This window comes from uncultured Pseudoalteromonas sp. (genome assembly GCF_963922945.1).
In the GTDB taxonomy this organism is placed as follows: Bacteria; Pseudomonadota; Gammaproteobacteria; order Enterobacterales; family Alteromonadaceae; genus Pseudoalteromonas.
Genome location: NZ_CAWUKC010000003.1, coordinates 16,002 through 28,822, shown reverse-complemented (window position 1 = coordinate 28,822; position 12,821 = coordinate 16,002). Strand labels below are relative to the sequence as shown.

General features: G+C 39.9%; 7 protein-coding genes. All 7 read right to left on the bottom strand.

Translation table 11 applies throughout. The annotated features are described in order from the left end of the window. Positions 1-10 precede the first annotated feature (10 nt). The 7 genes from AABI99_RS01125 to AABI99_RS01095 all read right to left on the bottom strand — a co-directional run bounded on the left by AABI99_RS01125 (position 11) and on the right by AABI99_RS01095 (position 12,746). On the bottom strand, positions 11-1,747 hold the full coding sequence (locus AABI99_RS01125; protein WP_338362732.1) for a DUF3466 family protein: 1,737 nt from the start codon (positions 1,745-1,747) through the stop codon (positions 11-13). A gap of 11 nt (positions 1,748-1,758) precedes the next feature. Continuing rightward, positions 1,759-3,666 carry an ABC transporter ATP-binding protein gene (locus tag AABI99_RS01120; protein ID WP_338362731.1) on the bottom strand — a complete coding sequence of 636 codons (1,908 nt, stop codon included), beginning with the start codon at positions 3,664-3,666 and terminating at the stop codon, positions 1,759-1,761. A gap of 12 nt (positions 3,667-3,678) precedes the next feature. Then, positions 3,679-3,915, bottom strand: a complete 237-nt coding sequence (locus AABI99_RS01115) for a glutaredoxin family protein (RefSeq protein WP_338362729.1) — start codon at positions 3,913-3,915, stop codon at positions 3,679-3,681. Then, positions 3,908-6,025, bottom strand: a complete 2,118-nt coding sequence (rlmKL, locus tag AABI99_RS01110; RefSeq protein ID WP_338362728.1) for a bifunctional 23S rRNA (guanine(2069)-N(7))-methyltransferase RlmK/23S rRNA (guanine(2445)-N(2))-methyltransferase RlmL — start codon at positions 6,023-6,025, stop codon at positions 3,908-3,910. Before rlmKL ends, AABI99_RS01115 begins: the two co-directional genes overlap by 8 nt. An 89-nt stretch (positions 6,026-6,114) precedes the next feature. Continuing rightward, positions 6,115-6,645 carry a cell division protein ZapC gene (locus AABI99_RS01105; protein WP_338362727.1) on the bottom strand — a complete coding sequence of 177 codons (531 nt, stop codon included), beginning with the start codon at positions 6,643-6,645 and terminating at the stop codon, positions 6,115-6,117. 131 nt (positions 6,646-6,776) lie between these two features. Continuing rightward, positions 6,777-7,787 (bottom strand): quinone-dependent dihydroorotate dehydrogenase, encoded by a 1,011-nt coding sequence (pyrD, locus tag AABI99_RS01100; protein WP_338362726.1) that lies wholly within the window; start codon positions 7,785-7,787, stop codon positions 6,777-6,779. Between the two features lie 117 nt (positions 7,788-7,904). After that, entirely contained in the window at positions 7,905-12,746 is a 4,842-nt protein-coding gene (locus AABI99_RS01095; RefSeq protein WP_338362725.1) for an NAD-glutamate dehydrogenase, read from the bottom strand. Positions 12,747-12,821 lie beyond the last annotated feature (75 nt).

The following is a 12,821-nucleotide window of genomic DNA, read 5'->3' as shown; positions in this document are numbered from 1 at the left end:
CGCCTTAGGCTTAAAATCTAAATACTCTGCGTAAACCAACTAGCGGTAATAAGAGTAATGAGAACCACGCAAGGCTCGCTGAGCTTCTTTCATAAAGCTCTTCTTCGATGGTTGCACAGTCTTCAACTTCACCGTCAATAGGTGTCAGTTTAACTGCAACAGCCACACTCTCATATTCAATATTGCCATCTAGGTCTGTTTCTACATTGCCAAATGTATCACGCTTTTCAACGGTTTTTGTTGCAACACCAAAAATTTCATTGTTTTCGTTAATTACATTTGCTTCAGCCATCGTGTAGGCATAGGTCGTCTCACCGTCTGTTTCGTAACAAGGGAGCAAATCGTTTAAATTGGTAATTTTGTCATCACCAATTTTGTAAATAAACGCTTCTTTACGTCGGCTGTTTTCAGTTGTACCAACTTCACCCTCACCCACAACATAACCTTGGTTATTAATATCTTTACCATACGCACTTGAGCTATTAAAGTACCCTGTCGGGAAAACCGTATTTCCTGTGTTTATATCGTGGTAGAAAAATTGATCGCGAATAGTCGTTTCAATACGTTTTGATGCATAACCCACTATTACATCGTTGTCGTTAACAGCAAGTGCTTTACCTGCGAGCCAATCATCTTCTTGGTCTATAAAATTAAACACGTCACCATTTTTAAAATACACCGGCATTGTTAAAATAGTGTCGTCATTTTTATAGTAACGAGCATTGGACGAGCCAACAATTGTGCCATTAGCGTTAAGTGCAAGCGCTGTGCTTGTAAAAGCAAAATCATCGTCATCTTCTGGTGTTAAGGCAAGACCCAGTATTTCGGTAGAGGTGATATTAAACGCTTCATCAAGCTCCCACTTTACCGCTCGCTCGTCAAATACACCGGTACTGACACTCGAATTTAGTAGTTGCACACACGTATTTGTAGGTTCATCTTCGTTGTCACAATTATCCTCAATATTATCAAGGCGATCTTCAGGAATACCTGTTGAAACATAGCCAACAACCGTGTAGCCATTACTCGTTTTTATAATATCGTTAGCGCGGCTAGTACCGCCATAATCGTCAAATTCTGGTACCAGCGCGACCTTTTGCGTGCCATCTTCAGAAATAATAATACCGCGTTCTATAAAGTCATGCGTAAACCATGTCTCGTCTTCATCTTCACCGTCAGGGGTAAATAAAACTTTATCGTAAGGCGCACCACTCCAACCAACGCTTACGCCATCTTCGCTCACTGCATTATAAAAATTACTAATAGAACGTGTTAAGCCATCATAATCCACTGACTCTTCATCAAATAAAACTTGTTCAGTCGCTGTGCCGTTTTCAAACTTTACGCCCACAACAGAGCTGAGCTTTTGGTACTCAAAATCAGATGTGCGACCAGCTAAAAAACTAATCATAAATGAATGCGCATCGGCATTGGTAAAGACCGCATCGTTATTTTCTATATCATCAAGTGTGAAGGTAATTTCTTTATCACTTAATTCAAAATTGTACTCTTCACTGTCGTACGCATTTTCAATCACGTTCTCGGTAAAATCGATATAGCTAATATCAATTGGTAAATTATACAGTCCGTTGGCAGTACCAATAATGTGCCCGCTTTCGCTTACGTCAGTCACGTAAGAATGTTTAGCGCCCTCAAGAGTACCTAGTTCTGTTAATTCATAGGTTGCACTTAATGCAGATGTACTCAATGTCGCTAAAATACTGGCAGCGAGTAATTTATATTTCATTTTAATCCTTACTACTGATTCTGTAATTCTTCAAGTTCTTCCCAGCGCTCAAACGCGGCTTCAAGGTCAGACTCAAGTTTTGCTAAATGGTTCAATGCATCAGTGGTTACGTCGCTATCTTGTTTGAAAAAGTCAGGATCGCTCACTACAGCTTGCTGCGCCTCTACCGCAGCTTCAAGTTGTTCCATTTTATTGGGTAGTTGCTCTAATTCAAGTTTTAATTTGTAAGAAAGCTTTGTGCTTTTGTTTTCAGTTTTTTTTGCCGCAACAGGCGCTGGTTTTACTTCTTTTTTAGGCGCTTGCTGTTTTTCTTGCTCGGCTAAATAACTTAAATAAGCTTGGTAGTCGGTATAACCCCCAACTATGTCAGTTATTTTACCATTGCCTTCAAATGCCCATACGCTGCTACAGGTATTATCAATAAACTCACGGTCATGGCTTACTATAAGCACAGTACCTTGGTATTGATTGATGATTTCTTCTAGTAACTCAAGAGTTTCGATATCTAGATCATTCGTAGGCTCATCGAGAACGAGAATGTTTGATGGTTTTAAGAACAGTTTTGCAAGTAATAGCCTATTTTTCTCACCACCCGAGAGCGCCTTTACAGGTGTTCTTGCACGTGCAGGGGGAAATAAAAAGTCTTGTAAATAACCAAGTACATGACGCGTTCGCCCGCCCATCATGACCTCTTGTTTGCCCTCGGCAACATTATCTTGAACCGTTGCCTCTTCATCAAGGGTTTGCCTATATTGGTCGAAATAAGCAAACTCTAAATTAACCCCTTGTTTAACAAGGCCACTATCGGCTTCTAAATCACCAAACAATAGTTTTAATACGGTTGTTTTACCAATACCATTGGGGCCAACTAAGCCAATACGATCACCGCGCATAACAAGGGTAGAAAAATCATTTGCGATTACCTTTTCTTTAAACGCATGATTAATGTGTTTAGCTTCAAATACTAACTTACCTGAGCGATCAGCCGTTTCAATGTTAAAATCTGTTTTACCTACCTGCTCAACACGGGCTTTTCGCTCAACACGAAGTTGCTTAAGCTCACGCACGCGCCCTTCGTTACGTGTACGACGTGCCTTTACACCTTGGCGTATCCACGCTTCTTCTTCCGCTAATCGTTTATCAAAAAGAGCGTTTTGTGTTTCTTCTACTTTTAAATCATGCGCTTTTTGTTCAAGGTAGGTAGCGTAATCCCCTAGGTAAGAAATTAATTTACCGCGGTCTAAGTCTAAAATGCGTGTAGCTACGGCACGAATAAACGCACGGTCATGCGATATAAATACAATACCGCCTTTAAATTCTTTTAAAAACTGCTCTAACCATTTAACACTCTCTACGTCTAAATGGTTTGTAGGCTCATCAAGGAGCAATAAATCAGGCTCACTTACCAAGGCGCGCGCTAATGCCACTTTACGAAGCCAGCCACCAGAGAGTGACTCTAATTTAGCATCAGGTTTTAACTCTAAGCGGGTCAATACAAGTTGAATGCGCGAATCAAATCGCCAACCATCACAAGCCTCTAACTCATTAGATAGCCGCTCAAGTTTACTAAGCAATTTATCTGTGCAATCTGTTTGTAGTTGTGTGCTGACATGGTGATAATCAATTAATAAATTGGCAATGTCAGGCATGCCTTGCGCTACATAATCAAATACTGAGCCATTAGCTCCCTTAGGAGGGTCTTGCTCTAGGCGTGATATTTTTATTCCACCAAGCTGATTAATCTCACCATCATCTAGTATCACTTGCCCATCAAGTACTTTTAAAAGTGTTGATTTACCGGCACCATTTCGACCAACAATACAGACGCGCTCACCACTTTCTATCACTGCATCAGCATTATCGAGTAAGGGGTGCGTACCATAAGCTAGCTGCGCTTTTTGTATTCTAATTAAATCCATACATACTGCTCTTTATTCTTGCGCTAAAAATTCATGCACTGTTTGTGCATCAAACGGCCAATACAAAAGTTGGCCGGTTTTGCTTTTAAATACGGGAATACTTAACTGAAACCGCGCTATTAATTGTTCATCAGTCAAAATATCGATTAACTCAAGCTCGTTTTTATCACCTAAAACCGACAATAACACCTGCTCGGCTTGCTCACATAAATGGCAGCCATCGGTATGATACAAAACAAACTTAGCCATGGGTAATTAACCAACTGTTGTGTATTTTTTTATTGCGTTTGAAATCGGGAGATAACGTTTTATCTGAGATATTTTTAGCTTTTAAGCCCAAGCCCATTAAACCAACTTCATCCATAACAAAACCACGTTTGTTGTTAGAAAAAATTAATGTACCCGACGGACTTAAGATTTTTTTAACCCACGTAAGTAACTTTATATGATCAGCTTGTACATCAAACGCGTCTTTCATTCGCTTTGAATTAGAAAACGTTGGCGGATCTAAAAATATTAAGTCGTACTGGCCTTGTGCGTATTCTAGCCATTTTAAACAATCAGCTTGTTCAAAACGGTAACGGGTGTTGCTTATATCATTCAAGGCAAAATTATCTTGGCCCCACTTAAGGTAAGTTTTTGATAAGTCAACAGTAGTAATTGCCTTTGCCCCACCTAATGCTGCGTGTACAGAGGCTGTACCGGTGTAAGCAAATAAGTTTAAAAAACGTTTGTCTTTTGCATTTCGCTGAATATAACGACGCGCTAAGCGATGGTCCAAGAATAGCCCTGTATCAAGGTAATCAAACAAGTTTACTTTAAATTTTGCACCAAACTCTTCCACCACCATAGTGCGATTTTGTTTGGCCATTGGGGTGTATTGTTCTTCCCCTTTTTGCTTTTTACGCACTTTAACGGCGATGTTTTCAGATGGTATATTTAGCTGCTGCGCCGTTAAGCTAATCACGTCTTGAAGACGCTTTTGTGATGTTTTTTCGTCAATTTCTTTTGGTGCAGCATATTCAAAAATTACAGCAGAGTCGCCATAAACATCAACTGCTACATTATATTCAGGAATATCAGCGTCATAAACTCGATAGGCTTGTACTTCGTTTTGTTTAAGCCAATTTTTAAGGTTTTGTTTATTTTTTTTCAAACGGTTAGCAAACGACATTGAGCCTTCAAAGTTGAGCGCTGGTTTGTCATCGCTTGTCAGGCTTACTTGTTTATCATCTAATTGGTATAAGTTTAGTTCTACATCTAATGGGCCGTTTTTGAATTTATAACGCTTTTGCTTAACCAGCTTTAGCAGTTTAAATAGGCTTTCATCCATACCTAACAGCGCCAGTTTCCAATGGTTAAAGTGCTTTTTAAAACCCACCCCCATGCTGCGGTGTAAGTTAACTAGCTCAGCCATAGAGCCAATACGCTCACCGTACGGTAAGTTTGAAATAACCACGCCTGGTAATTTAGCGACAGAGGTGAGCTTAGTTGCATCACTTTGCTTAAACTTAATAATATGGTCAAGCTCTGCTCGCTCGGCATTGGCAATCGCTTTTTCAAGAACTTGCGCATCGTAATCGTGGCCTATTAACCACAATTTTGGATCGGTAATTTGTGCAATTAATTCTTCGCGAAGTTGCTTAAATTTAGCCGCTCTAAAACTCGGTAAACGCTCAAAGGCAAAACCCTCTCTAAATAAACCGGGTGCTTCATTGCGGGCCATGCCCGCGGCTTCTATTAAAATAGTACCCGCACCACAACAGGGGTCGAATAAGGGTTGCTTAACGTTTTCAAGCCACCCACTGCGTTTAATAATAGCTGCAGCCAAATGCTCTTTAATTGGCGCTTTACCTTGGCCTTGGCGATAGCCACGCTCAGATAAACGAGGTCCAGAATAATCAATATAAAGTGCAACACCCTGTCGGTTTAAGCGTGCTACAACTCGAACATTAGCGTCTTGCTTGTCTACATTTGGACGTTGTTCATATAAATCATTAAAGTAATCAACAATGGCATCTTTGATAACAAGGCCTGAAAACTGCGTATTTTTTAAAGCATCGTTAGTTCCGCTAAAATCTACAGCAAATGTTTGAGTTGGCCCGAACCACTCTTGCCAAGGTTGAAAACGAGCGAACTTGTATAGGCTATCTTTATCGTTAACGCCTTCTTTTTCTTCAATGAGCATCAGCACACGCGTAGCATAACGAGTTGATAGGCAAACCTTTTGTGCCAATGTTGAATCTGCTTCAAAGCGAACAGAACCGACTGTCTGTTTAGACACAACGGCGCCTAAATCAGTAAGCTCATCAACAAGTAAATTTTCGATTCCGATAGAAGTAAGTGCGATAAATTGCAAAGTAATAACCCTTAATAGCTAATTACGCAGGATTATAACATAGGTTGGCTGACAAACACTTGATAAACACAGCTCGATTTGTAAATTTGCTAAGCTGATTTAGTGTGATATTGCTCAAGTAATAGTGGGTGAACACGATTATTTAAAACGCGGATAACTTCGAACTGTTCAAGCGATAAATTATTATCAAGGTGAAACGTTTCGCTCAGGTTTAAGCAAATTGAAGCCTCAGGACAATGCTCAACAATTAAGAATTCGCCGGTTTGCGCTTTTGAGGTAAGTTTAACGATAGCTTCTGTACTTGGCTGAGTGCCAGTATACTCATCAAAAAACCAGCTTTTAGCAAGTACTGGCTTTAAATGAAATTTTACAGCGGTAGCATTTAGCGATATTTGGCACATTTGGGCAGGTGTATAGAGATCAAATCCATCTAAATAGTTATATACCTGCTCATAAAAAGCAGCATCTTCTAAGCTAAAGCGTGGGTTTTTAAAAGCGCAGTCGGTGAGCTGTCTTAATTTATAGGGTGTGCAAAGTTGCATATCATCATTTAAATCAAGCAGTAAGCGGTTTTTATTTGCACATGCAATCCACTGCCATTGTTTTGTTGCTTGTAACATTTGCCTCCTCCTTGTTTAATTTTTTATTTTAATAATAAGACATTAATATTAGATTATAGCGACTTTTGACCGTTTTTAAAATATTTGTTTAGAACATTTATTGAACGATCAAAAGCTTACATAACTGATCCTTATAAGGAATCAACGATCGATTTCACTAATTGTGGCCCTTTGTAGATGAACCCAGTATAAACCTGAACTAAATTTGCACCTGCATTTAGTTTTTCTTGTGCAGATTGGGCATCATCGATGCCGCCAACACCAATAATAGGTAATTTACCCTGCGTTAAACGCTTAAGTTCACTCACTACCATTGTAGAGCGCTCTCTGACAGGGGCACCTGATAACCCCCCCGCTTCATCAGCGTATTGTTGCCCCATAACTGCACTACGTTCTAGCGTCGTATTTGTGGCAATTACGCCGTCAATTTGATTATTTAATAACGACTCACTAACCTGCTCAATTTGAACTTGATCAAGATCAGGCGCTATTTTTACAAGCATAGGGACTTGCTTATTATGCTTGGCAATTAAATCAAGCTGCTCGTTTTTCAAGCTCTGCAGTAAGTCATCAAGTGCGGCGCCATATTGTAAATCACGAAGCCCTGGGGTATTTGGAGATGAAATATTGACGGTAATGTATGATGCATGTTCAAACACTTTGCGCATACAATGAATGTAATCGTCTTTACCTTGCTCATTTGGGGTATCTTTATTTTTGCCAATATTAATACCTAAAATACCAGTGTACTTAGCATTTTTTACATTATTAACTAAATTATCGACCCCTTTGTTATTAAATCCCATGCGGTTAATAATGGCATTAGATTGCGGTAATCTAAAGATACGCGGCTTATCATTACCGGCTTGTGCGCGCGGAGTCACTGTGCCTACCTCTACAAAGCCAAAGCCCATTTGGCTAAAAGCATCAATACACTCTGCGTTTTTATCTAAACCAGCAGCCAAGCCTACAGGGTTTTTAAACTCGAGGCCTAGAAAATTGACGGGTTTATTTTCTAATTGTTGAGACCAAGCTGCATTTAAAGGGGTGTGTGCAAAACGGCGTAAATTACTAAGCGCAAACTCATGAGCCCATTCAGCATCTCGGGTAAACATAAAACGGCGGGCTAAATCGTAAAACATGAATTGTTCCTCTTTAAATTACAGACAAAAAAATACCTCAGACTAGGCTGAGGTATTGTATAACAATTTTAACAATTAGCTGATTAATTACTGAATAAATAACCAATTAAAGCTAAATTATTTTCCTGATGTGTCACAGTTATGGCTTAACAGCATCAATTCACGTAATGCAACTGAGAACTTAGCAAAATCATGGCTTTGCGACGTTTTAAATTCAGCTAACATTTGCTTCCAACGTTGAAGCAACAGATCCTGACTATCCATCCACTGATCTATTTGATTATCAACATCGCTTTCATCCTCTTCAAAGCTGTTTAAAACAACATGAGACAATGTGCGCTGCTGCCAATCAAGCTCTTCACGATAAGACGCTCTAGCAAGTGCTTGCCAATGATTAGATACAGGTTGGTTAGTAATTTGATCTAAGAACCAGTGTAAGCCCATGCGTGAGCCAAGCTTAAAGTAAGTATTAGATACCATCGCCACACTGCGGCCTGAATTATGCGCTATTTCAGCTATATCCATAACAGAGAACAGGCTAGAAAGGTCAATAATACGCTTAGCAATTTGCTTAGGTACGCCTTTTTCAACGAGCTCATTTGCTTTACCAGCTAGACATTCGTGCTCTTTGTCTTGCATGTAGGTATTTAAGTTTTCGCTTAGATCTTTAAATGTTGGGGCAAAGAACTCGATAGCTTGTTCAATAGTTTGTGACTTATTGCGATGACGTAAGAACCAACGCGTTGTACGGCGAACTGTACGACGTAACTGGTACAACATTTCTGTTTGAACTGCAGCTGGGATCTTATTATCAAGTGCGCTTATTGATGACCACGTTTCACGCATTTCAAAAATCTCGCTCGCAATAGAGTAGCACATTGCAATTTCGGCTTCGTTAGCACCGGTCTCTTCGTTCATGCGCACCATGAAGTTTAAGCCCATATCATTAACAATATTATTCGCCAGTTTTGTTGCAATGATCTCTTTACGCAGTGGGTGGTTATCCATCGCGTCATTAAACTTTTCACGTAGTGGACGTGGGAAAGACTTAACTAATAGCTGACGGTAATAAGGATTTTCAGTAATTTCATCCGTTACTAGTGACTCTTTAAGCACCATTTTAGCGTACGAAACTAATACAGAAAGCTCCGGTCGTGTTAAATCTTTACCTGCAGCAGCACGCTCTGCGAGCTCTTCATCGGTTGGTAAAAACTCAATTGCACGGTTTAATTTACCTTCTTTTTCAAGGGCATGAATAAAGCGAATCTTTTCTTTAAGGGTTGATGCACCTTTAGATTGCGTAATAGACAACGTGTGTGTTTGGCGATAACAATCTTTAAGTACAAGTTCTGACACTTCATCGGTCATAGCATACAACAACTCATCACGTTGTTTACGTGTTAAGTCGCCTTCAGAAACTAAGCCGTTAAGTAAAATTTTAATATTTACTTCGTTATCAGAACACGCAACACCGCCTACGTTATCAATAAAGTCGGTATTTACACGCCCGCCTTTAGAAGCAAACTCGATACGCCCTAACTGGGTTGCACCTAAGTTACCACCCTCGCCTAATATTTTAGCGCCTAGCTCTTTACCGTTTATTCGAAGTGCATCGTTTGCACGATCCCCTACATCAGCGTCTGTTTCATCGGTATGTTTAATGTAAGTACCAATACCACCGTTCCACAGTAAATCAAACTCCATCATTAAAGCAGCTTTGATTAACTCATTCGGTGTCATGCTTGCTTTTTTAGTGCCCAACATTTTTTTCATTTCAGGGCTTAAAGAAATTGATTTTGCGGCGCGTGAGAAGATCCCACCACCAGCTGAAATTAAGTCTTTATTATAATCTTCCCATGATGAGCGAGGTAGATTAAATAAACGCTCACGCTCAGGATAAGACGTTGCGGCATCAGGCGTAGGGTCTACAAAAATGTGCATATGGTTAAACGCAACTTGAAGGCGAATATGTTTAGAAAGCAACATACCGTTACCAAATACGTCACCGGCCATATCACCAATAGCAACTACAGTGAAGTCGGTTGTTTGACAGTCAATATCCATTTCACGGAAGTGGCGCTTAACAGACTCCCACGCACCTTTTGCTGTAATACCCATTTTCTTATGGTCATAACCGACTGAGCCACCTGATGCAAACGCATCACCAAGCCAGAAGTTATATTCATTAGCAATACCATTGGCAATGTCAGAGAATGTAGCTGTCCCTTTATCGGCTGCAACTACGAGGTATGGGTCATCTTCATCATGACGTGTTACATTTGTCGGCGGTACAATTTCTCCACGCTCAATGTTGTCTGTAATATCTAATAAACCACGAATGAAGATTTTGTAGCACTCTTGACCTTCTTTAAAAAAGGCATCACGCTCACTTGGTAGTTGCTTACATACAAAACCACCTTTAGATCCGACCGGAACAATTACGGTGTTTTTAACTTGCTGCGCTTTTACTAAACCGAGTACCTCAGTACGGAAGTCTTCTCGACGATCAGACCAACGTAAGCCACCACGGGCAACTTTACCGCCACGTAAATGCACACCTTCTACACGCGGAGAGTATACAAAAATCTCAAACGCTGGCAGCGGAAGTGGCATATCAGGAATAAGACTTGGCTGCACTTTAAACGACACATAAGATTTAAACTGACCTGTTTCATCTTTTTGGAAATAGTTAGTACGAAGTGTTGCCACAATCATATCTACGTATAAACGAATTATACGGTCATCATCAAGGTTTGCTACGTTCTCAAGCTCTAAATAAATTTGTGCACTTAATTTTTCCAGTGTTTTAGGGCTTGCAGGGCTTTTAACAGAGAATTTTTTAGCAAATAAATTAACTATTTGCGCAGCAATGTGCGGATAATTTGCAAACGTGCTTTCAATGTAGGTTTGTGAGAAGGTAACCCCTATTTGGCGCATGTATTTGGCATACGCACGTAAAATAGATGCTTCACGTCCCGTTAAACCGCCCATTAATACTAAACGATTGAAACCGTCATTTTCTAAACGATTAGCCCATACGTTAGTTAATGCAGCACGAAAACGAGCTGAGACTTTATCAAAATCATCCATTCCTTTGCTGTCGATCAGCATAGAGAAGTCCATGATCCAATTTATGCGTCCATCACTGGTTTTTACTGAATAAGGCGTTTCACCAACCACGCGTAAACCAAAGTTTTCTAGCATTGGCATTACATCAGATAAATGGATTGGCTCATCTTTATGGAACAAGCTTAAACGTACAATATTACTATTTGCTTCTTCTTGTGGACGGTAAAATAGCATTTCTAGCTTGTTATCGTCGCTTAGTAGCTCAAGCTTTTCAATATCTACAACCGCAGCACTAGGAAGCACTTCATCTTTGTAAGAGCGCGCAAACGCATTGCAATATTTACGGTTTAACTCATTACCTCGAGCTTCACCTGCTGATTCTAACAATGCAGATTGTAATTTGTCTTCCCAAGTACGAGCAGCTTCTACTAAGTTGTTTTCGATGTCTTTCACGTTATATTCGATATTGTTATCAGTCACACGAACGGTGTAATGAGTACGCGCCAGTGTTGACTCAGAGAAATAGGTAGTAAATTCGACTTTTTCGTCAGAATTAAAGGCATGAGCTAAAATATCTTGCGTTTCACGGCGCAGCGCTGTGTTATATCGCTCGCGCGGTACATAAACCATACAAGAAAAGAAACGGCCGTAGGCGTCTTTACGTACAAATAAGCGACACATATCACGTTCTTGTATTTGTAGTACGCCCATCGCAACTTCAAGTAGCTCACCCTCACGAGCTTGGACTAATTCATCACGTGGGTACGTTTCTAATATATTCAGTACCGCTTTGTAAGCATGTGTGCCTTTTGCAAAATCACACATGTCCATAATACGGTTAATTTTAGTTTTTAAAACAGGCACATCAGCGGCGCTATTATTGTAAAAACTTGATGAGAATAAACCAATAAAACGGTCTTCACCAATAACATTACCGTTATCATCAAAGCGTTTGATACCTACGTAATCTATATAGGCTGGACGGTGAACGCGTGACACAGAGTTGGTTTTGGTTAACACTAATAAGTTGCTGCTTAGTGCCTCTTGACGAGCAAACTCAGGTAATTCAGATAATAAACGTGTGTGCTCATCTGTTGAGTTTTTCATAAGGCCAAGGCTTGTATCCATTTTACCTTTTAACTGGTAATCACCTTGTACAGGGGTAAGCTCGTATTCTCTGTAGCCCATTAAAGTAAAGTTATCTTTAACTAGCCAATCTAGAAACTCAACGGCTTCTGATACTTCGCTTTTATTTTTATTATGCTTACGCTTAGGAATTTCTTTGGTTACAGAAACTAACTTTTCGCGAATTGGCTGCCAATCTTCTACGGCTACAGAAACATCAACTAATACCGACTCAAGCTCTTTTTTAAAAGAAGCGATAACAGACGCATCAGTTTGACGATCAATTTCTATAAAGAAAACCGTTTTAGTTGAACTAGATTCTTGCTCAGCTTTTAAGTTTGATAAACCAGAAATTTTAGCGTCTTCGTCGCGTTGAATTTTTAGTGGGCAATGAAGTAACAAGTGAGAAGCAATATTTTCACGGGTCATAGCCATACGTACAGAATCAACTAAAAATGGCATATCTTTAGCGATAATCTCGACGATGGTATGCGATGACTGCCAGCCATCTTTTGCTACTTCAGGATTAAAAACGCGAATTACTGCGTCGTCCGTGGTGTTTTTTTCTAGTGCATTCCAAAGGCTAAGTGCAGCACCGTATAGGTCACTATCATTGCGATTTGCCAAATCCTCTTTAGACATGTTGCTGTACAAGGCTTTGGCGAATTTCTCAACGAGTAACACATTATCAGCGTGAACTTTTTTCTGGATAAGCTTACAGACATTATCTAGGATAACCGAGGCTTGGCCTTCATTTCGTGTCATTGTATATTCCTTAATCTATTACTGCTTTTAGTTAAGCAGAATATTTGTACAGCCATTTATTAGCGTGGAGTCAGT